Consider the following 19,094-nt stretch of genomic DNA (forward strand, 5'->3'; position numbering starts at 1 on the left):
GCGCATGCCGAAGGGTGCGGAGGGTGCGGGGGCGGAGCGGGCGGAGGTCACGGCCGAGCCGCTGTTGCGGATGGCCGCCGACTTCTACAAGTGGCGCACGGTCCTGTTCGCCGTGGAACTGGACCTCTTCACGGGCCTGCGCGACACGCCGCTGACGTGGGAGGAGGTCCGGGACCGGTTCGGGGTGGCGGACCGGGGCGCGCGGGACTTCCTGGACGCGCTGGTGGCGGTCGGGCTGCTGGAGCGGGAGGCCGGCCGGTACCGTCCGGCGCCCCTGGCGGCGCGGTTCCTGACGAGCGACGACGGCGCATACCTGGGCCGGTTCCTGGAGCAGGCCGACGCCCGCTGGGCGCGGCTGGGCGAGGGGCTGCTGACCGGGAAGCCGCAGAACGGGGCCTCCGGCGAGGCGGGCATGTTCGCCCGGCAGCACCGGGGCATCGAGGCGTGGCGGGCGTACTACGGGGGCATGGACGCCCTCAACGGGCCGAGCGGCGCGGCGCTGGCCGGGGCGTTCGACTGGGCGTCGGTCAAGCGGGTCACGGACGTGGGCGGGGCCCGCGGCAACGTGCTGGCGCAGCTGGTGCGGGCGCACCCGCACCTGGAGGCGACGGTCTTCGACCTGCCGCCGGTGGCCGACGTGTTCGCCGAGCACATGGCGGCGCTGGGCATGACGGGGCGGATCGGGTTCCACGCGGGTGACTTCTTCCGCGACCCGCTGCCGCCGTCGGACGTGGTGGTCTTCGGCCACGTGCTGCACGACTGGGACCCGGGGCAGCGGCGGCGGCTGGCGGCGGCCGCCTTCGAGGCGCTGCCGCCGGGCGGCTGGGCGCTGGTGTACGACACGATGGTGGACGAGGAGCGGCGGGAGAAGGCGGCGCCGCTGCTGGTGAGCCTGAACATGATGCTGTGCACCCCCGGTGGCGGCGAGTACACGCCGGCGGAGGGCGCGGAATGGTTCCGCGAGGCGGGGTTCGCGGAGGTCGAGCACCGCCCGCTGGCGGGCGACGACACGCTGCTGATCGCCCGCCGGGCCCGGTGAGAGGAGAGCTGCCGTGCGAACGGGGACCTCGGAGCCGGGCGCGCTCGACGCGCGGACCCGGCACGCCCAGGAGGCGTACACCCGGCGGCGCCTGGCGGTCTACGACGCCGTGGTGCTGGGCCTGTTCTGCTCCGCGGTGTGGCGGTGCCCGCGCCGCCGGATGCTGCGGTTGTACGAGCGGGCGGCGGGGCCGCGCCACCTCGACGTGGGGCCGGGCACCGGGTACTTCCTGGACCGGTGCCGCTTCCCGGTGGAGCGGCCGGAGATCACGCTGCTGGACCTGAGCGAGGAGTGCCTGGAGATGTCGGCGCGCCGGCTGGCCCGGTACGCGCCCGCGACGTGCCGGGCGAACCTGCTGGAGCCGTTGCCGCTGCCGTCGGGGCACTTCGACTCGGTGGGCCTGAACCTGGTGCTGCACACGGTGCCGGGCGGCTGGGACGTCAAGGGTGCGGTGTTCGCGGAGGCGGCGCGGGTGCTGCGGCCGGGCGGGACGCTGTTCGGCTCGACCGTGCTGGCCACCGGCGTGCCGATGAACGCGCTCACCCGGCGGCTGCTCGCCGAGCAGCACCGGCGGGGCAACTTCCAGAACCAGGGCGACGACCCGGAGGGGCTGCGGCGGCGGTTGCGGGCCGTGTTCCCGGACGCCCGGGTGGTGGTGCGGGGCAGCGTGGCGCTGTTCCGGGCGACCGTCTGACGGGGCGGTCCGGGGCCGGGGCGCCGCACCGTACGGGTGCGACGCCCCGGCCCTCGCCTGTGTGCGTCAGCGGCCGCCGGCCGCGTGGATGACCTCGCCGTTGATGGCGCGGTTGGCGTCCGAGCCGAGGAAGAGGATGAGGTTGGCGACGTCCTCGGGGTCGCTGATGCGGCCGCTGGGGGTGCGCTCGATCTCCTTGTCCACCATCTCCCGCGTGGACTCGTCCTCGAGGAGCTGCTCGAAGAACTCGGTGCGCGTGGCGCCGGGGGCGACCACGTTGGCGAGCACGCCCTGGCGGCTCCACATCAGGCCCTTGGCGAATCCGTGCAGGGCCGCCTTGGAGCCGCTGTATATCTCCGAGCGCCACATGCCGTACTGCGCGGTGATCGAGGAGAGCAGGACGATGCGGCCCCAGCCGTTCTCCCGCATGCCCTTGAGGACGCGCTGGACGGTGAGCATGTGCCCTTCGGTGTTGGCCCGGAATCGGGTCGTCCATTTCGCCGGGTCGAGGTCCTCGAAGGCGTCGTCCTCGCCCGGGTCGCCCCAGGTGAACCAGAGGGCGTTCGCCACCAGGACGTCGATGCCGCCGAATTCCTCGCGCACCGCGTCCACGGCGGACACGATCGAGGCCGGGTCGCGCAGTTCGTAGGGCACGGCCATCGCCCGGCCCGGCCCGCCCAGCTCCTCGACCAGCTTCGCGGCCTCCTCGGCCGACGAGTTGTAGGTGATGGCCACACGGGCGTTCTCCCGGGCGTACAACAGGGCGGTCGCGCGACCGATTCCCCTGGTGCCCCCCGTGATCAACACCCGTTTGTCCGTGAGACCCAGATCCATGGGCAACTCTCCTCGAGCGAAAACGGCGGAGTCCATTCCGCCGATGCCGAACGCGGGTCGTGCGCAACCCGCCGGGATTGAGATAGTCGCCAGACTATTAGTCATCCAGGCGACTATCAAGGGAGATCACCACCCCGGTAAAAGATCCACTCCTCCCCCCGGTCACCTGCTCCTTTCCACTCCGCATGGTGTCACCGCTAAAGGACTGACCAAAATTCGAGGGAAATTCCAACAGCGCTCTAGCGAAAGTCCATGTCATACCGCTAGACCAATCCATGGCTTTCCACCGGACCTGAAGCGGGTCTCCACCGGGAGTCGAGCGCACGGGCCAACCAACCGCGAAGGTTTCTCATCGCACGCACCACCGCGCCGGCCGGGGCATCGGTCGCCCCTGCCAATAGGGCGCGCGTACGTGATCGGTCGTGAATCCGTTTCGCCGCCAGGCGGATCAGCAAAGGGGAAGCTCGCATGCATGTCAGAGTGCTGGGGGAGTTCGAAGTCCGGCGCGCGGGGGCGGATCTGACCCCTTCCGCCCCGAAGCTGCGGCAGGTGTTCGCGCTGCTCGCCGTCGAGGCGAACCGCGCGGTGCGCACGGACCAGCTCATCGAGGAACTGTGGGAGGACCGGCCGCCGCTGAGCGCGGTCACCACCCTGCAGACGTACATCTACCAGCTGCGCAAGCTGCTCGGCTGGCCGGCCACGACCGGGCCCGATGTCGGCACGGGCACCAGGCAGGTCGCGCTGCGCACGACGCCCGGCGGTTACGTGCTCGACCTACCGGAGGGTGCTCTGGATGCCGTAGAGTTCGAAGACTTGGCAGTTCTCGGGCGCTCGCAGCTCATGAAAGGATGTTTCGAGGAGGCGGCCGGCACGTTACGCCAGGCGCTGGAACTCTGGAACGGGCGGGCATTCGGCGCCATCTCCCCCGGGCCCCTCTTACACGCACAATTGGTGCGTCTGGAGGAGCTGCGAAAGCTGGCCCTCGACCATCGCATCGAGGCGGACCTCCGGCTGGGCCGCCACATGGATCTGATAGGCGAACTCAGCACATTGACGGCCCAGCAGCCGACCCATGAGGGATTTCAGGCGAAGCTCATGCTGAGCCTATATCGGGCGGGCCGCCGGGCCGAGGCGCTCCAGGCGTATCAGCGCGCCCGGACCGCCCTCGCGGGCGAACTCGGCCTGGAGCCCTCGGCCGAGCTGCGGCGGCTGCACCAGGCGATCCTCAGCGCGGACCCCGCCCTGGACGCGCCCGCCGGCGCGGCCTGCCCCTCCCCCGCCGTGGCCACCCGGCGCCAGCCCAACCAGCTGCCGCTGGACACCGGCCGCCTGGTGGGCCGCGAGCAGGCGCTCGACGAGGTCCGCCGGGCGCTGACCGAGCACGACCGGGACACCCCGGTGGTCGCGCTGACGGTGGGCGCGCCCGGCTCGGGCAAGTCGGCGTTCGCGGTGCACGCGGCGCACCGGGTGCGCGGCGACTACCCGGACGGGGTGCTGTTCGCCCGGTTGCAGCGGCCGGACGGGTCGGTGGTGCCCTCCGCCCAGGTGCTGGGCGACTTCCTGTGCGCGCTGGGCCTGGGGCCCGGCGGCCCGGGGGTGTCGCTGGAGGAGATGCAGACGGCGTTCCGCAACTGGACGGCGCGGCGCCGGCTGCTGGTGGTGCTCGACGACGTCGTGGAGACCGAGCAGATCAACGCGTTGATGCCGAGCGCCGGTTGCGCGGTGATCGCCTCCAGCAGGCGGCTGCTGTCGCACCCCGCGGTCCTCATCACCACCCGGACCGCGCCGCTGGAGGACGAGACGTCGCAGTGCATGCTCGTGGACGTGCTGGGCGCCGACCGGGTGCGGGAGGACAGCGCCGGACTGGGCGAGCTGGTGAAGCTGTCCGGCGGGCTCCCGATGACGCTGCGGGCCGCGGCCAGCCTGCTCCAGCTGCGGCCGCACTGGCCGATCGCCAAGCTGCTGGCGCGGGCGCGCGGCGACGTCCGGCGGATCCCGCCGGCCACCACGGACGCGCCGAACATCACCGACAGCGTGGCCCGTTCCTTCCGGCTGCTGTCCAGCAAGGAGCAGACCGCCTTCCGGGCCGTGGCCGCGACGGCCGAGCCGTGCGTATCGGCCGCCGCGGCGGCCGAACTGCTGGGCGTGGACGAGGCGGAGGCCGAACTGCTGCTGGAGGACCTGGTGGAGTTCCAGCTGGCGGAGGCGGAGGACGTGGACGGCGCCGGGGCGTTCCGCTACTCGATCCGGGCGCCGTTCCGCACGGTGGCGCCGAGCCTGACGGCGTCCTCCTGCTGAGCCGTGCCCTGCGTCGCACGGGACGGGCCGGGTCCCGAGTGCCGCTCAAGCCCTCCTCGACCGGCCCCTGGAAGCTTACGGCCCGGCGCCCGTGCGCCGCGGAGGGCGCCGAACCGGGCGGAACGAGAGGGGATGGCATGCGTGCTGGGACCGAGGTGCTGGTCATCGGCGGCGGGCCCGCCGGGTCCACGGCCGCGGGGCTGCTCGCCAAGCAGGGCGTACGGGTGACGCTGCTGGAACGGGAGACCTTCCCCCGCTACCACATCGGCGAATCGATTCTGCCGTCCTGCCGGCCGATCTTCGAGCTGCTGGGCGTGTGGGACGACCTGGAGGCGTACGGCTTCCGGGCCAAGGGCGGCGCCTACTTCTGCTGGGGCCCCGAGGAGTGGGAGGTGCGGTTCACCGACCTGGCCGCCGGCGGCGACGACCGGGTCAACGCCTGGCAGGTGACCCGCGCCGACTTCGACAAGCTGCTGCTGGACCACGCCCGGAAGCTGGGCGTGGAGGTGCACGAGGGCGTGACCGTCAAGGAGGTCGAGTTCGACGGCGACCGGCCGGTCGCCGCCCACTGGGCGCGCGGCGCCGACGAAGGCCGCATCACCTTCGACCAGCTCGTCGACGCGTCGGGGCGGCACGGCCTCCTGGCCGCCCGGCAGCTACGGACACGTACGCTCCACAACGTCTTCCGCAACGTGGCGACCTGGAGCTACTGGAAGGGCGCCCGGCCACTGGGCAAGGGACCCGACGGCGCCATCACCGTCGCCTCGGTGCCCGACGGGTGGTTCTGGGCGATCCCGCTGCACGACGGCACCACCAGCGTGGGCCTGGTGACCGGCCGCGACACCTTCACCGAGCGGCGGGCCGAGCTGGGCGGCACCGACGCCGTCTACCACGAGGCGCTCGCCCGCTGCCCCGTCGTGCTCGGCATGCTGGAGGGCGCCGAGCAGTGCGCGGGCACCCGGACCGAACGCGACTACTCGTACACCAGCACCGCCTTCCAGGGGCCCGGCTACCTGTTGTGCGGCGACGCCGCCTGCTTCCTCGACCCGCTGCTGTCCACCGGCGTGCACCTGGCCACGTACAGCGCGATGCTCGCCGCCGCCGCGATCGGCTCGGTACGGCGCGGCGAGGTCACCGAGCCGGAGGCGCGGGCGTTCTTCGAGACCGTGTACCGCGGCGCCTACGAGCGGCTGCTCGTGCTGGTCTCGGTGTTCTACGAGAGCTACCGCGGCAAGGAGTACCACTTCTTCAACGCCCAGCGGCTGTCCGCGGCGGACCGCGACGAGCTCGACCTCCAGGCGTCGTTCGACCGCATCGTCACCGGCATCGCCGACCTGAAGGACGCGGAGGACGTCTACCGGCGGGTACGGCAGCACCTGGAGGGCGGCGAGAGCGGCGACCCCAACCCGCTGGCCAACCTCAACAAGGAACACGAGCTGCGCAGCGCCCCCTTCGGCCCGGACCGGGCGGTGGGCGGCCTCTACCTGAGCTACGAGCCGCAGCTGACGCTGCGCCGCGCCTGAGAGCCCGAGAGGAGAGCGACGGTGGACCAGAACCTGTCGGGGAAGCGCGTCCTGGTGACCGGGGGCACCCGCGGCATCGGGCGCTGCACGGTGCTCGCCCTGGCCCGCGCCGGCGCGCGGGTCGTGACCTGCCACCACGGCGCCGGGGAGACCGCGGAGAGCCTGGCCCGGGAGCTGAAGGAGACCGGCGGCAGCCATCACGTCGTGCGCTGCGACGTCACCGACGCCGGTGACGTGGCGCGGCTGACGGCCGTCTGCCACGAACGGCTCGGCGGGCTGGACGTGCTCGTCAACAACGTGGGCGTGGACGGGCCGGTGCCGTTCGAGGACCTCGGCGAGGCGGAGTGGCACCGCATGTTCGACCACAACGTGACGTCCGCGTACCTGGTGACGCGGGCCGCGCTGGGCCTGCTCGCCGACGGCGCCTCGGTCGTGTGCGTCGGCTCGTCGGTGGCGCTGCGCGGCCGGGCGAACGGCGTGCACTACACCGCGTCGAAGGCGGCCCTGATCGGCTTCACCCGGGCGCTGTGCAAGGAGGTGGGGCCGCGCGGCATCCGCGTCAACACGGTGGCGCCGGGGCTGACGGAGACCGAGCCGGGGGCCGGGCTGCCGCCGCAGGCGGTGGAACGGATCGTGGGCATGACCGCGCTGGGCCGCATCTGCCGGCCGGAGGACGTCGCGGGGGCCGTGCTGTTCCTGGCCGGCGACACCTCGCGCTACATCACGGGCACCACTCTCCCTGTGGACGGAGGCATCTGATGCCGTACGCGGCCATCACCTACCGGGTCCGGCCCGGGCACGAGGACGAGATCGCCGAGCTGTTCGCCGGCTTCCGGCGGGTGGACACGCCCGAGTTCAAGGACGCGTCCGGGCGGGCGGCGGGGAAGCTGCTGGGCACGGCGGTGTTCGTCAAGGACGACGTCCTGGTCCGCGTCATCCACTACGAGGGCGACTTCGGGGCCATCGCCGGGCACATGGCGGCCCAGCCGGGCGTGCACGCCATCGAGGAGAAGCTCGCGCCGTTCCTCGCCGAGCCCCGCGACACGTCGACGGCCGACGGGTTCGCCGCCTACTTCCGCGACGCGACGATGCGCCGCGTGGCCGAGCTGTCGGTGGACACCCACCCGGGCGGGAGGACCACGGCATGACCGAACGGGTGGCCGTGATCGGCCTGGGCGCCATGGGCGGCGGCATGGCCCGTGCCCTGCTGGGCGCCGGGTACGCGGTGACGGTGTTCAACCGCACCCGGGAGCGCGCCGAGCCGCTGGCGGCCGAGGGCGCGGTCCTCGCGCCGTCGGCCGGGGACGCCGCGGCCGGGGCGGACGTGGTGGTGCTGAGCCTGGCGGACGAACCCGCCGTCGACGAGGTGCTGTTCGGCGACGTGGTGGGCCGGCTGCGCCCGGGGACGGTGCTGGTGGACACCACCACCGTCTCCCCGTCGTACGCGCGCACCACGGCCACGCGGCTGGCCGCGTCCGGGGTGCGGCGGCTGGAGCTGTGCGTGCTGGGCAACCCGGAGATGGCGGCGGCCGGGAAGCTGCGGCTGTTCGTGGCGGGTGACGCCACGGCGGCCGGGCGGGCCGCCGGTGTGCTGTCCGCGCTCGGCCAGGAGGTGCGCCACGTCGGCGGGCCGGGCAGCGCCAGCACCCTCAAGCTCGCCCTCAACCTGCTGCTGGGCGTGCAGACGGCCGGGCTGGGCGAGGCCGTGGCGTTCGCGGAGGCGGCCGGGCTGGACCGCGAGGTGCTGGTGGACGTGCTGCTCGACAGCGGCTGGCGGTCGCCGGTGCTGGCCTTCCGCGCCGGATTCGTGCGGCGCCGGGAGTACCGGCCGGCGGGCTTCCGCAGCGCGCTGATGCACAAGGACCTGGCCCTGGCCCTGGAACAGGCCGAGGCCCACCGGCTGGCGCTGCCCCTGTGCCGGGAGGCGGCCGGCCGGTACGCCGCCGCCGTGGCCGCCGGCCGGGCGGACGAGGACGCGGCCGTGGTGGCCGAGCTGGCCGGGGAGGAGAAGCGGTGACGCATACGGGTGGCAGCGGGGCGCGGTGGGAGGACGTCAGCGCGCTCGGGCTCTCCTTCGCCACCTCCCGCATCCTGCTGAGCGCGCTGGAGCTGGGCGTGTTCACCGTCCTCGACACGGGCCCGCGCACGGCCGAGGAGCTGCGGGTGAAGCTGGGCCTGCACGGCCGCGGCCTGGCGGACTTCCTGACCGCCCTCACCGGGCTGGGACTGCTGGAGCGCGACGGTGCGGCGTACCGCAACGCGCCGGTGGCCGCGCGTCACCTGGTGCGCGGCGAGTCGTACGCGGGCGCCTTCCTGGAAGGCGCGGGCGCCGCACTGTACCCGGCGTGGGCGGGGCTGACGGCGGCGCTGCGCACCGGGGCGCCGCAGAACGCCGGGGACTTCGAGGCCATGCTGGCCGACCCTGCCCGGCAGGCCATGTACCTGGGAATGATGGACGCGCTCAGCGGCCCGCTGGCGCCGGCGATCGGTGCGGCGCTGGACTGGGGCGGCCGGGCCACGGTCACGGACGTGGGCGGGGCACGCGGCAATCTCGTGTCGCTGCTGCTGCGGGACCGCCCGCACCTGCGCGGCACGGTCTTCGACCGCCCGGCGAACGGCCCGGCGTGCGCGGAGCACACGGCGCGGCTGGGCACGGGCGGGCGGGTGGCGTTCGTCGGCGGGGACTTCTTCTCCGACCCGCTGCCGCCGGGCGACGTGCTGCTCATCGGGCACGTGCTGGCCGACTTCTCGCCGGAGCAGCGGGTGGCGCTGGTGCGTGCGGCGTACCGGGCGGTGCGGCCCGGCGGGGCGCTGGTGGTGTACGACCCGATGCCCGACCCGGAGCGCCCGGACCCGCTGGCGGTCGTGGGCAGTCTGCACATGCTGGTGATGTCGCCGGCCGGGTCGGGATATCCGCCGGGCGAGTGCGTGCGGTGGCTGACGGAGGCGGGGTTCCGGGACGTGTCGGTGCGGCCGGCCGAGCTGGGCAACACGCTGGTGGTCGGGCACAGGCCGGCCTGACGCCGCGCAGGACGGGAAGGACGGGAGGAGTGGCGTGGACGTCTCGCTGGGGCTGCCGACGACCGTGCCCGGCGTACGCGGCCCGGACCTGCTGGAGTTCGCCCGGCGCGCGGACCGGGCGGGCTTCGCCGGCCTGGGCACGGTCGACCGGCTGGTGCACGCGTGCTGCGAGCCGGTCGCCGTACTGGCGGCCGCGGCGGCGGTGACCGAACGCATCCGGCTGGCCAGCACCGTGCTGCTGGCGTCGTTCCGGGGCAGCGGCACGGTGCTGGCCAAGCAGCTGGCGACCGTGGACGAGCTGAGCGGCGGGCGGCTGACGGTGGGGCTGGCCGTGGGCGACCGGGAGGACGACTTCGTGGCGGCCGGGGTGCCGTTCGCCGAACGCGGCCGGCGGATGGACGCGCTGGTGGAGGAGATGCTGGCGGTGTGGTCCGGCGGCGGCCGGGTGCCGGGCGTCGGGCCCCGCCCGGTCCGGCCGGGCGGCCCGCCGCTGCTGTTCGGCGGGCACTCCCCCGCGGCCATGCGCAGGGCGGCGCGGTACGGGTCGGGCTGGATCGCGGGCGGCAGTTCGGGCAGCGCCTACCGGGAGCTGGTGGCGCGGGCCCGCCGCGCCTGGGCGGAGGCCGGCCGGGACGGCGGGCCGCGCGTGGTGTCGCTGGCGTACGTGTCACTGGGCCCCGACGGGCGGCGGCGCGCCGAGGCGTACCTGGGCGGCTACTTCGCTGCCATGGGGCACAAGGCGCGGCAGGCGGCCGCCGGGGTGGTCACCGACGAGGGCCGGCTGCGGGAGCTGCTGGCCGCGTACGCGGAGGCCGGCTGCGACGAGCTGGTGCTGTTCCCCTGCGCGGCGGAGCCGGAGCAGGTGGACCTGCTGGCGAAGGTGCTGCCGTGAGCGGCCCGCAGGCCCTGGCGGCCGTGGTGGGGGTGAGCAGCGGCGTGGTGGCGGGGGTGCTGTTCGCGGTGGCCCTGAGCGTGCTGCCGGCGCTGCGGGCGATGCCGCCGGGCCGGTACGTGTACGCGCACCAGCTGCTGGGCCGGCACTGGGACCCGACGATGCCGGTGATCGTGCTGGGGTCGTGCGTCGCCGACGTGGTGCTGGCATGGGCGGGCGGCGGCGGGAGCCGGCCGGCGTTCGCGGCGGGGGCGGCGCTGCTGCTGGCGGTGTCGGTGGTGTCGCACTTCGGCAACGTGCCCATCAACCGGCGGGTGAAGGCGGTGGACCCGGAGGCGGTGCCGGCCGGCTGGTCGGACCCGCGTCCGGTGTGGGGCCGCTGGCACCTGCTGCGCACGGTGCTGGCGCTGCTGGCGGCGGTGGCCAACGTGGTGGCACCGGTGCTGGGCTAGCGGGCGTACGGGCGGGCCCGCCGGCCGTCGCGGCCGGCGGGCCCGCCCTTGTGTGCGCGTCAGGCTGCCGTGTCGGGCGTCTTGTACGCGGCGACGAGGGTGACGTCCTGGCCGAGGGGGCGGTGCCGTACGTCGGCGAAGCCCGTCGTGCGGAGCAGGCGGACGAGGTCGTCCAGGCGGTAGTTGGTGCCGTGCGGGGTCATCAGTTGCAGGTTGAGGCTGCGGATGAGGTTGCGCAGGCAGCTCTCGGCGCCGGGCACGATCATCGGGTCCCAGACGAGGAAGGCGCCACCGGGGCGTACGGCGGGGTGGACGGCGCGGACGAGGGCGCGGCGCTGTTCGTCGGTCCAGTCGACGAGGCAGTGGCCGATCATGACGACGTCGGCCGGGGGCAGGGGGTCGGTGAAGAAGTCCGCGCCGTGGAAGGTGATCCGGCCGGTGGTGCCCAGGGCCTTCATGTGGGTGTCGAACTCCTCCCTCAGGGCGGGCAGGTCCAGCACGGTGGCGGTGAGGTGGGGGTGGGCGGCGACCAGGCCGGCCAGGACGTTGCCGCGGCAGCCGCCGAGCTCCAGCACGGAGGAGCGGTTCTCCCAGTCGAAGGCGCGGGTCAGGGCGGGGACGAGGGGACGGCTGGCGTCCTCGGCCATGCGGACGAACGCGGACCGTTTGTCGTCGTCGCCGTAGAGCTGGCCGAACATGTCGTTGCCGGAGTAGGTGGCGGCCTGGGGTTCGCCGGTGCGCAGGGCGGTGGCGAGCCGGCCCCAGGCGGGGTACATGACCTGGTCGGCGGCGCGCAGGAAGCCGCCGAGGTAGGCGGGGGCGTCGCGGACGAGGTGGCGGCCTGCGGCGGGGCTGTTGCGGTAGCCGCCGGGGCCGTGTTCGAGGAGGCCGGTCTCGGTGAGGGCCGCGAGGTAGTCGTCGGTGCCCCGGGGGTGCAGGCCGAGGCGGTCGCGTACGGTCGCGGCGTCGGCGGGGCCCTCGGCGAGCAGGTCGAACAGCCCGAGGTCGAGGCCGGCGAGGAGCAGCTGGGCGCGCTGGAACGCCGTGGCGGTCTCCAGCAGGGCGGTGGTGCCGTCGTCGGCGGTGTCCTGGGCGGTGTTCCGTGCGGCGTTCACCGGGTGCCTCCTACGAGGGCGGTGTGGCCGGCGGCACGGGCCAGGGCGTCGGAGAGCGCGCCGGCGGGGTCGCCGGCGGTATCGGCGTCGTTCGTCAGGCCGGGGGTGCGCCAGGCGACGAAGGCGTCGGGCCGGACGAGGACGGCGCCGCTGTCGGTGACGCCGAACGCCTCGGTCCAGGGCCGGTCGCCGGCGGGCCGCAGCGTGCCGTCGTCGGCGACGGTGTGGACGGTGAGGGGGACGCCGAGGCGTTCGGCGGCCTGCCGGGCGGCGTCGGCCCAGGGGCGGCCGTGCGCGCCGGTGAGCAGGACGTAGCGGTCCCAGAACAGGTCGACGGTGGAGATGCGGCGTCCGTCGTGGTCGAGCCACAGGTGCGGGGCCCGGGTGCCGGGTGCGCCGGTGAGGTCGAGGTCGGGGCTGAGGACGGGGCCGGCGCCCGGGGAGCCGGGGACGGCCGTGGAGTGGTAGCGGTAGCCGAGGGTGATGATGATGTCGTCGACCATGGCGGCGCGGGTGGCGTCGTCGGCGTACCCGTGCCGGATGCGGTTCCGGATCATGGCTTGTTCGGCCATGGCCTCGCCGACGAGGCGGCGTTCGGCGTCGTAGGTGTCGAGGAGGGCGGGGCCGGCCCAGCCGTGCAGGGTGGCGGCGAGCTTCCAGGCGAGGTTGTGGGCGTCGTGGATGCCGGTGTTGGCGCCGAAGCCGCCGGCGGGCGGGTGGACGTGCGCGGCGTCGCCGGCGAGGAAGACCCGGCCGGTGCGGAAGCGTTCCGCCACGAGCTGGGCGCCCTGCCAGGGCACCTTCCAGGCGATCTCGACGTCGAGGTCGTCGACGCCGGCGGCGGTGCGGATGATGTCGACGCAGCGTTCGTCGGTGAAGTCCTCGGGGGTCTCGCCCCGGTCGGGGAAGTACAAGGGGGTGGCGAGCCAGGGGTCGCAGCCGTGCAGCCGGGACAGGCTCATCAGGGTGCCGCGGGCGGCGGTGGCGTAGCAGAGGATGAACTTGCGGCCCTTCAGCACCGCTTCGAGCGCGGGGGCGCGGAAGTAGATGCTGAGGGCGTTGAAGACGGTGCCGCGGCCGTGGCGTTCGACGCCGAGGGTGCGGCGGACGAAGCTGCCGGCGCCGTCGGCACCCACCGCGTACAGCGCGCGGATGGTGTGCCGGGTGCCGTCGCGGTCGCGGACGACGGCGGTGACCCCGTCGGCGTCCTGTTCCAGGGAGGTGAGCCGGGTGGCGAAGCGCACGTCGCAGCCGGCCTCGCGGGCCTTGGCGACGAGGACCTTCTCGTAGCGGTCCTGGCCGCAGCCCATGACCCGTTCGGGGCCGATGCGGGGCCCGTCGAGGGAGGGGGCCTCCAGGGTGACGGCCTCGTCGATGCGGGCGAAGGTGCTGGTGCGGATGATGCCGCCCTCGAAGTAGGGGTGCGAGTCGCCCATCTCCAGGGCCCGCACCTCCTCGTGCACGCCCGCGGCGCGGAACAGCTCCATGGTGCGGGCCTGGAGGCCCGGGGCCCGGGGCAGCAGCGAGGTGGCGTCGCGCTTCTCCACGAGCAGGGTGGGGACGCCGTGGCGTCCCAGGAACATCGCGGTGGACAGGCCGACGGGCCCGCCGCCCACGACGAGCACCGGGGTGGTCAGGTGTTCCATGCGTCTCCTCGCGTTCCCTCGCGTCGGGGTCCGTTCGCCGCACGGTCGTGCGCCGGAGGATCCAGCCACGACTACCGGGCCGTGCTCGAGGACCGGTGGCGGCGCGGTCGGGGCCGCAGTGGGGCCTGGGGCGGGTCCGGCGGCGCTCCCGGCGGCGTCGAACAGCGCTCCAACCGCCTTCGAGCCGCCTTCCACGGCGCGCTGCGAGCGTCGGTGGCCGACCGGCGTGGCGGTGGCGCCAGGCCGCGGTGGGAAGGAGTGAGGCGGATGACGGGCAGCGCTGCCCACGTGGGCGCGGACACCTCGACGCCGGCCGGCATCCTGCGGCTGGCGAACGCCTTCTGCGACGCCAAGGCGCTGCTGAGCGCCGTCGAGCTCGGCCTGTTCGGCACCCTGCGGGAGGGGCCCCTGACCTGCGCGGAGATCACGGCGGCGCTGTCGTTGCAGGGCCGCGGGGTGCGGGACTGGCTCCAGCTGCTGGTGGGGCTGGGCCTGCTGGAGCGGGACGACCGCGGGGGCGAGGAGCGGTACCGCAACGCGCCGGGCGCCGCCCGGCACCTGGTGCCGGGCGGGGACGCGTACGTGGGCGGCTTCCTCCAGCGCTCCAACCGCAACCTGTACCCGGCGTGGGGCCGGCTCACCGAGGCGCTGCGCACCGGCAAGCCGCAGGCCGAGGGCGACTTCTGGGCCATGGTCGGCGACCCGAGGACGCTGCGGCAGTTCGCGGACATGATGGACGCGCTGACGGAGGTGCTGGGCCCGCAGCTGCTGGCGGCGTACGACGGCTGGGCCTCCCACCGCTCGCTGCTGGACCTGGGCGGCTGCCGGGGCGCGCTGGCGGCCCGCATCGTGGCCGCCCACCCGCACCTGGAGGGCCACGTCGTCGACCTGCCGCAGCTGGAACCGCTGTTCGACGAGAAGATGGCGGGGCTGGGGCTGACGGACAAGGTGACGTTCCACCCCGGCGACTTCTTCACCGACCCGCTGCCGCAGGCGGACGTGGTGGTGCTGGGGCACGCGCTGCACGACTGGAGCGCGGAGAAGCGCCGCCTGCTCGTGCACAAGGCGTTCGGCAGCGTGCGGCCCGGCGGTGTGCTGCTGGTGTACGACCGGATGCTCGACGAGGACCCGCGGCACGATGCGCCGTACGACCCCCGGTACGTGGAGAACCTCGTGATCAGCCTGGACATGCTGCTGGTCACCGACGGCGGCAGCGAGTACACGGTGGCCGAGCTGCGCGGTCACGCGGAGGAGGCGGGCTTCGGGCCCGTCACGGCGCGGCCGCTGGGCGACTACGACACGCTGGTGGTGTGCCGGCGGCCGGGCCCGGGCACCGGGGAGTGACGGGTCGTCATGCGTGAGAGCGACCTGCTGGACGCCGCCGCGTTCGCCGGCGGGGTGCCGTACGACTACTTCCGGGAGCTGCGGGCCCGGCCCGGCCTGCCGCGGGCCGTGGACGCGGAGGGCCGGGTCCACTGGTACCTGGTGCGCCACGCCGACGTGGTGCGGGCCGCCCGTGATCCGGAGACGTTCCGCTCGGCGCCGAGCACGATGACGTCGGTGCGGCAGGACAGCACGGGGCTGCCGCTGATCTCGTTCCTGGACGCACCCGAGCACACGCGGCTGCGCAAGCGCGCCTTCAAGGGGTTCACGCCGGCGCGGCTGGCCGCCCTGGAGAAGCCGGTGGCGGCCGTCGTGGACCGCATCCTGGCGGAGGTCACCGCCGCCGACGGCTTCGACCTGGCCGAGGACGTGGCGCTGCGGCTGCCGCTGGAGGTGCTGACCGAGCTGATCGGGGTGCCCGCCGGGGACCGGGAGCAGGTGATCGAGTGGACCCGGCACACCGTCAACCTGGGCGACCCCGGCTACCACCACAGCACGCCGGAGAAGGCGGTGGCCGCCTTCGGGGGCCTCATGGCGTACTTCGAGGACCTCGTGCGGCAGCGCCGCAAGGCGCCGGGTGACGATCTGTTCTCGGTGCTGCTCGGCGTGGACCGGGAGGACGGGGGCGGGGGCGGGGCCGGTCTGGAGCCGGAGGAGATCGCGCTGTTCGCCACCACGCTCATGGGGGCGGGCGGCGAGACGACGTACTGCTCCCTCACCGGCGGGGTGCTGGCCCTGCTGGAGAACCCGGCGCAGCTGGCGGCGCTGTGCGCCGACCCGTCGCTGGTGCCCTCGGCCGTCGAGGAGATCGTCCGCTGGGTCACGCCCGCCACGCACTTCGCCCGTCAGGTCGCCCGCGACACGGAGATCGGCGGCCGGCGGGTGCGGGCGGGGGAACGGGTGGTGCTCTGGTACACGTCCGCCAACCGTGACGAGGCCGTCTTCGACCGGCCCGACCGGTTCGACGTGGCGCGCCGGCCCAACCCGCACGTGTCGTTCGGCGGCGGCGGCCCGCACGTGTGCATCGGACGCGGGCTGGCGGCGCTGGAGCTGCGGCTGTTCCTCACGGCGGCCGCCGGCCTGCTGCCGCGCCTGGAGCTGACCGGACCTCCGGTGCGTACCGCCACGAACTTCATGAACAGCTACCGGTCCGTGCCCGCCCGGTTCGTCGGACAGCCCAGGAGGCAGGTATGAGCACTGCGGGTGATGCGGGTGACGGCCGGGAGGACGGCGGCGTCCTGGCGTGGTTCCCTGCTGGGCTGCCGCCCGCGCAGAAGGTGATCGGCCTGTTCGCCGCGAAGTGGGCGATCGGCGCGCTGCGGCCGCTGGTGCTGCTGGGGGTGCCCGACCTGCTGGCCGAGGGGCCGCGCACCGCGGCGGACCTGGCGCGCGAGGCCGGCGTGGACCCGGACGTACTGCACCGGCTGCTGCGCGCGGCCGCCGCCGTGGGCGTCGTACGGGAGGCGCAGGACGGTACATACGTGCTCGCGCCCGAGGGGCAGGGGCTGCGGTCCGGGGTGCCGGACGGCGTGCGCGAGATGTTCCTCTTCGCGAGCGACCCGGTGATGTGGCGCCCGTACGAGGAGCTGCCGCACACCCTGCGCACCGGGGAGCCGGCCTTCGGGCGGGCGTTCGGCACGGACTTCTTCGCCTTCCTGCGCGAGCATCCGGCGACGGCCGCGCTGTTCGACCACGCGATGGTGCAGAACCGCTATCCGGGCACGGACCGGGTCCTGGACGGTTTCGACTTCTCCCGCTTCCCGCGGATCGCCGACGTCGGCGGCGGGCGCGGCCACTTCCTGGCCGCGATCCTGGCCCGGCACCCGGGCTGCACCGGCGCCGTCTGCGACCAGCCGCAGGTGGTGGCGGGGGCGAAGGAGCAGTTCGAGCAGCATGGTGTGGCGGACCGGGCCACCGCCGTGGAGACCGACTTCTTCACCTCCGTGCCGGCGGGCTTCGACGCGTACCTCATCAAGCACACGCTGCACAACTGGAACGACCGTGACGCGGTGCGCATCCTCAGCCGGGTCCGGGACGCCATCGGCACCGACCTCAACGCGCGGCTGCTGGTGGTCGACGCGCTGCTCACCGGGCCGGGCGGCTTCGACCTGGGCAAGCTGACGGACGTCGAGATGCTCGCGGTACTCGACGGGCGCGAACGCGACCGGGCGGACTGGGACCGGATCACGGCGGCGGCGGGATTCGCCCCCGCGGGCGAGGACCCCGAGCCGGGTGACTTGGTGCTGCTGGAGTTCCGGCCGGTGTGAAGGAGCACAGGACGTGAGGAGAGGACCGGCATGAGCAGCGTGGACGGCGGCGACGGCAGCGTCGCGTTCCCCTTCACCGCCCCCGATCCCGTCGCACCACCGCCCGAGTATGCGCAGTTGCTGCGCGACCGGCCGGTGGTGCGGGCCCGTATCCCCTCGGGCGACCCGGTGTGGCTGGTGGCGCGGCACGAGGACGTCCGCCGGGTGCTGTCCGACCGGCGGTTCAGCCGCGAGGCCATCACCGCGCCGGGCGCGCCCCGGCTGCTGCCCATCGCCGAGGGCTCGAAGTCCGTCTTCGTCATGGACCCGCCGGAGCACACCCGGCTCCGCCGTCTGGTGGCCGGTGCCTTCTCCCCCGCCCGGATGCGGGCCCTGCGCCCGGAGGTGGAGCGCCTCGCGGACGAGCTGGTGACGGCGATGGCGAAGGAGGGCCCGCCCGCCGACCTCATGGCCGGGCTGGCGGGGCCGCTGCCCATCACCGTCATCTGCCGGCTGCTGGGCGTGCCGTACGAGGACGTGGGCCGGTTCCGGGCCTGGACGGACATCATGCTCAGCTTCGCGCACGGCCGCCGCGAGGAGGTGGTGGCCGCGCGCCAGGCCCTGAGCCAATACTTGACCGGGCTGATCGCCGCCAAGCGGGCCCGGCCCACCGACGACGTGCTGATGGCGCTGATCGAGGCCGCCGACGACGGCGACCGGCTCGACGACGAGGAGCTGCTGGCGTTCGGCTACACGCTGCTGGGCGCCGGCTACCACGCCACCACCGCCGGCCTGACGCACGCCGTGCTCGCCCTGCTGCGCCGGCCCGGCGAGCTGCGCCGTCTGCGGGAGCGGCCGGAGCTGCTGCCCGCCGCCGTGGAGGAACTCCTGCGCACCTCCCAGGCCGGCGGCGGGCTCGGGGCGTTGCGCATCGCCACCGAGGACGTCGAGCTGTCCGGGGTGCGGATCGCGGCGGGCGAGGCGGTGCTGCCGCTCATCAACGCGGCCAACCGCGACCCCGCCGTCTTCACCGACCCCGACACCTTGTGCCTGGATCGCGAGCTCAATCCGCACCTGTCGTTCGGCCACGGCATCCACCACTGTCTGGGCGCCCAGCTGGGCCGCATGGAGCTCCAGGCGGGCCTCGCCGCGCTGCTGCGGATCCTGCCCGGGCTGCGGCTGGCGGTGCCCGAGACGGAGCTGACCTGGAGCGCGGGCCTGGCGTTCGCCCGGCCGGACGCGCTGCCGGTCACCTGGTAGGCCGCCGTGTTCAGCGACGGCCTCGGGGCGGCGGCGCGGCCCGTGCTGCGGGCGGTGCTCGACCACCCGTTCTGGGCCGGGCTGCGCGACGGCACGCTGCCGCCCGCGGCGCTCACGCGCTTCGTGGAGCAGGACACCGGCCACCTGCTGCCCTGCTACGGCCGCGCGTTCGCGCAGTGCGCCGCGGTGTGCGCGGACGAGGCGGGGGCGGCGTTGCTGGCCCGGTGCGCTGCCGAGACGGCGGCCTCGGCCCCGCGGCTGCGCGCCGCCCTGGCCGGGCTGGCCCCCGAGCTGGGCGTGCCGCCGCCCGCCGAGGACGTGGCGGCGCTGCCGGCGGTGCGCGACCAGTGCGCGGGGGTGACGGCCGCCGCGGCGTCGTCGTACGCGGCCGGGCTGGGCGTGGTGCTGCCGTTCATGGTCGTCCACCTGGAGGTGTGCCGGGACCTGGGCGCGCGGGGCCTGCCCGGCGCGCGGTACGCGCCGTGGCTCGACGCGTACCGTCCGGGCGGCGGCGTGGAGCACGCCGTACGGGCGGTGTGCGCGCTGGCCGACGCCTTCGGTGCCGCGGCCTCGTCGGCGGCACGTACGGAGGCCGCGACGTGGTACGGCCGCGGCGCGCGGTACGAACTCGCCTTCGTAGAGGCGTGCCTGACGGCGTGAGGCACGCCTGAAGCCCCCTTCACCCCACCGA

18 protein-coding genes are annotated in these 19,094 nt (G+C 74.5%); 15 read left to right on the forward strand and 3 right to left on the reverse strand.

Translation table 11 applies throughout. The annotated features are described in order from the left end of the window. The first annotated feature begins 4 nt into the window (after window positions 1-4). Entirely contained in the window at window positions 5-1,039 is a 1,035-nt protein-coding gene (locus IE305_RS26525) for a methyltransferase (protein WP_190132291.1), read from the forward strand. 13 nt (window positions 1,040-1,052) lie between these two features. Next, the gene (locus tag IE305_RS26530; protein ID WP_190132292.1) at window positions 1,053-1,733 is read left to right on the forward strand and encodes a class I SAM-dependent methyltransferase; all 681 of its coding nucleotides are present in this window, start codon (window positions 1,053-1,055) and stop codon (window positions 1,731-1,733) included. A 66-nt stretch (window positions 1,734-1,799) separates the two neighbouring features. Here IE305_RS26530 and IE305_RS26535 read toward each other — a convergent pair whose 3' ends face one another. After that, window positions 1,800-2,567 carry an SDR family NAD(P)-dependent oxidoreductase gene (locus IE305_RS26535; RefSeq protein WP_190132293.1) on the reverse strand — a complete coding sequence of 256 codons (768 nt, stop codon included), beginning with the start codon at window positions 2,565-2,567 and terminating at the stop codon, window positions 1,800-1,802. 468 nt (window positions 2,568-3,035) lie between these two features. Here IE305_RS26535 and IE305_RS26540 point away from each other — a divergent pair, with 468 nt between their 5' ends. From IE305_RS26540 to IE305_RS26575, 8 genes are all read left to right on the forward strand, one after another. After that, window positions 3,036-4,865 carry an AfsR/SARP family transcriptional regulator gene (locus IE305_RS26540; RefSeq protein WP_190132294.1) on the forward strand — a complete coding sequence of 610 codons (1,830 nt, stop codon included), beginning with the start codon at window positions 3,036-3,038 and terminating at the stop codon, window positions 4,863-4,865. Window positions 4,866-5,002: 137 nt separating this feature from the next. Further along, complete coding sequence (locus IE305_RS26545; protein ID WP_190132295.1) at window positions 5,003-6,388, forward strand: NAD(P)/FAD-dependent oxidoreductase; 1,386 nt, start codon at window positions 5,003-5,005, stop codon at window positions 6,386-6,388. Between the two features lie 21 nt (window positions 6,389-6,409). Then, window positions 6,410-7,147, forward strand: coding sequence for an SDR family NAD(P)-dependent oxidoreductase (locus IE305_RS26550; protein ID WP_190132296.1), 738 nt, complete (start codon window positions 6,410-6,412; stop codon window positions 7,145-7,147). Then, entirely contained in the window at window positions 7,147-7,536 is a 390-nt protein-coding gene (locus IE305_RS26555; RefSeq protein ID WP_190132297.1) for a SchA/CurD-like domain-containing protein, read from the forward strand. Before IE305_RS26550 ends, IE305_RS26555 begins: the two co-directional genes overlap by 1 nt. Further along, window positions 7,533-8,405: an NAD(P)-dependent oxidoreductase gene (locus IE305_RS26560; protein ID WP_190132298.1), complete on the forward strand. Its 873-nt coding sequence runs from the start codon at window positions 7,533-7,535 to the stop codon at window positions 8,403-8,405. The genes IE305_RS26555 and IE305_RS26560 overlap by 4 nt, the downstream gene beginning before the upstream one ends. Then, complete coding sequence (locus IE305_RS26565; protein WP_190132299.1) at window positions 8,402-9,409, forward strand: methyltransferase; 1,008 nt, start codon at window positions 8,402-8,404, stop codon at window positions 9,407-9,409. The genes IE305_RS26560 and IE305_RS26565 overlap by 4 nt, the downstream gene beginning before the upstream one ends. Window positions 9,410-9,443: 34 nt before the next feature. Beyond that, window positions 9,444-10,301: an LLM class flavin-dependent oxidoreductase gene (locus IE305_RS26570; RefSeq protein ID WP_190132300.1), complete on the forward strand. Its 858-nt coding sequence runs from the start codon at window positions 9,444-9,446 to the stop codon at window positions 10,299-10,301. Then, window positions 10,298-10,753 carry an anthrone oxygenase family protein gene (locus IE305_RS26575; protein WP_229891560.1) on the forward strand — a complete coding sequence of 152 codons (456 nt, stop codon included), beginning with the start codon at window positions 10,298-10,300 and terminating at the stop codon, window positions 10,751-10,753. Before IE305_RS26570 ends, IE305_RS26575 begins: the two co-directional genes overlap by 4 nt. A 59-nt stretch (window positions 10,754-10,812) precedes the next feature. On the opposite strand, the gene IE305_RS26580 is transcribed toward IE305_RS26575, so the two are convergent. Both IE305_RS26580 and IE305_RS26585 read right to left on the reverse strand, forming a co-directional pair. After that, window positions 10,813-11,868 (reverse strand): methyltransferase, encoded by a 1,056-nt coding sequence (locus tag IE305_RS26580; RefSeq protein WP_190132301.1) that lies wholly within the window; start codon window positions 11,866-11,868, stop codon window positions 10,813-10,815. Beyond that, the gene (locus tag IE305_RS26585) at window positions 11,865-13,514 is read right to left on the reverse strand and encodes an FAD-dependent monooxygenase (protein ID WP_190132302.1); all 1,650 of its coding nucleotides are present in this window, start codon (window positions 13,512-13,514) and stop codon (window positions 11,865-11,867) included. The genes IE305_RS26580 and IE305_RS26585 overlap by 4 nt, the downstream gene beginning before the upstream one ends. A 267-nt stretch (window positions 13,515-13,781) precedes the next feature. On the opposite strand from IE305_RS26585, the gene IE305_RS26590 reads away from it, so the two are divergent. The 5 genes from IE305_RS26590 to IE305_RS26610 are packed head-to-tail and all read left to right on the forward strand — an operon-like array spanning window position 13,782 to window position 19,063. Continuing rightward, window positions 13,782-14,858, forward strand: coding sequence for a methyltransferase (locus IE305_RS26590; protein ID WP_190132303.1), 1,077 nt, complete (start codon window positions 13,782-13,784; stop codon window positions 14,856-14,858). A gap of 9 nt (window positions 14,859-14,867) precedes the next feature. Continuing rightward, entirely contained in the window at window positions 14,868-16,091 is a 1,224-nt protein-coding gene (locus IE305_RS26595; RefSeq protein ID WP_190132304.1) for a cytochrome P450, read from the forward strand. Then, window positions 16,088-17,164 carry a methyltransferase gene (locus tag IE305_RS26600; RefSeq protein ID WP_190132305.1) on the forward strand — a complete coding sequence of 359 codons (1,077 nt, stop codon included), beginning with the start codon at window positions 16,088-16,090 and terminating at the stop codon, window positions 17,162-17,164. The genes IE305_RS26595 and IE305_RS26600 overlap by 4 nt, the downstream gene beginning before the upstream one ends. A gap of 30 nt (window positions 17,165-17,194) precedes the next feature. After that, the gene (locus tag IE305_RS26605; protein ID WP_190132306.1) at window positions 17,195-18,403 is read left to right on the forward strand and encodes a cytochrome P450; all 1,209 of its coding nucleotides are present in this window, start codon (window positions 17,195-17,197) and stop codon (window positions 18,401-18,403) included. A gap of 6 nt (window positions 18,404-18,409) precedes the next feature. Next, window positions 18,410-19,063 (forward strand): thiaminase II/PqqC family protein, encoded by a 654-nt coding sequence (locus IE305_RS26610; protein WP_190132307.1) that lies wholly within the window; start codon window positions 18,410-18,412, stop codon window positions 19,061-19,063. Window positions 19,064-19,094: the final 31 nt, after the last annotated feature.

Source organism: Streptomyces mashuensis, assembly GCF_014654785.1.
In the GTDB taxonomy this organism is placed as follows: Bacteria; Actinomycetota; Actinomycetes; order Streptomycetales; family Streptomycetaceae; genus Streptomyces; species Streptomyces mashuensis.

What these genes read in the sequence shown, in the direction of transcription:
- IE305_RS26525 (WP_190132291.1), top strand. Translation starts at nt 5, where the DNA reads ATGCCGAAGGGTGCGGAGGGTGCGGGGGCGGAGCGGGCGGAGGTCACG.
- IE305_RS26535 (WP_190132293.1), bottom strand. Translation starts at nt 2,567, where the DNA reads ATGGATCTGGGTCTCACGGACAAACGGGTGTTGATCACGGGGGGCACC.
- IE305_RS26540 (WP_190132294.1), top strand. Translation starts at nt 3,036, where the DNA reads ATGCATGTCAGAGTGCTGGGGGAGTTCGAAGTCCGGCGCGCGGGGGCG.
- IE305_RS26545 (WP_190132295.1), top strand. Translation starts at nt 5,003, where the DNA reads ATGCGTGCTGGGACCGAGGTGCTGGTCATCGGCGGCGGGCCCGCCGGG.
- IE305_RS26555 (WP_190132297.1), top strand. Translation starts at nt 7,147, where the DNA reads ATGCCGTACGCGGCCATCACCTACCGGGTCCGGCCCGGGCACGAGGAC.
- IE305_RS26560 (WP_190132298.1), top strand. Translation starts at nt 7,533, where the DNA reads ATGACCGAACGGGTGGCCGTGATCGGCCTGGGCGCCATGGGCGGCGGC.
- IE305_RS26585 (WP_190132302.1), bottom strand. Translation starts at nt 13,514, where the DNA reads ATGGAACACCTGACCACCCCGGTGCTCGTCGTGGGCGGCGGGCCCGTC.
- IE305_RS26590 (WP_190132303.1), top strand. Translation starts at nt 13,782, where the DNA reads ATGACGGGCAGCGCTGCCCACGTGGGCGCGGACACCTCGACGCCGGCC.
- IE305_RS26595 (WP_190132304.1), top strand. Translation starts at nt 14,868, where the DNA reads ATGCGTGAGAGCGACCTGCTGGACGCCGCCGCGTTCGCCGGCGGGGTG.
- IE305_RS26600 (WP_190132305.1), top strand. Translation starts at nt 16,088, where the DNA reads ATGAGCACTGCGGGTGATGCGGGTGACGGCCGGGAGGACGGCGGCGTC.
- IE305_RS26605 (WP_190132306.1), top strand. Translation starts at nt 17,195, where the DNA reads ATGAGCAGCGTGGACGGCGGCGACGGCAGCGTCGCGTTCCCCTTCACC.